The sequence below is a fragment of the Mesobacillus sp. MER 48 genome (assembly GCF_023714225.1).
GTDB classification, from domain to species: domain Bacteria; phylum Bacillota; class Bacilli; order Bacillales; family Cytobacillaceae; genus Mesobacillus; species Mesobacillus oceanisediminis_A.
Genome location: NZ_JAMAUR010000037.1, coordinates 1 through 455, shown reverse-complemented (window position 1 = coordinate 455; position 455 = coordinate 1). Strand labels below are relative to the sequence as shown.

1 protein-coding gene is annotated in these 455 nt (G+C 73.2%); it reads right to left on the bottom strand.

Annotated features, from left to right (window positions below; all coding sequences use genetic code 11):
* Window positions 1-428, bottom strand: a 428-nt coding sequence (gspN, locus tag M3593_RS24335) for a type II secretion system protein N (RefSeq protein ID WP_251665150.1), incomplete at its 3' end; no start/stop codon positions are given.
* Window positions 429-455 lie beyond the last annotated feature (27 nt).

The window sequence follows — 455 nt, the reverse complement described above, 5'->3', positions numbered from 1 at the left end:
CCCGTGAGCAGCGACGCAGGCACGGCCATCGTGCCCGCCGACAGCACCGCGCCGCGCCACGTCGCATCGAGCGTGACCGCGTCGGGCATCGCTTCCGTCTGCCGCATGCGCATCTGCACGCGCCCGGTCAGCAGCGGCCAGAAGCGCGTGGTCCATTCGACCCGGCCCGGCAGCAGCGTCGCCGCGCTCTGGTCCGCGCCCGGCGCGAGCATCAGCGTGCCCGAGCCGTGCCACAGCGACCCGTCCGGATCGACGAGATTCACGTGGCCGCCGGTCGCCCGCGCGAACTGCGGCGCGATCCACGCGGCCGGCGCGAGCGCGACGAGCGTCACCGCCGTCGCCAGACCGCCTGCCAGCACCCACGGCAACACGGCGACGAGCCGTCTCACCCACGGCCGCATCGGCCGGCCTTCGTTTGCGTCATCCACAGCCGTCATCTATTTCTGGACGGAAGG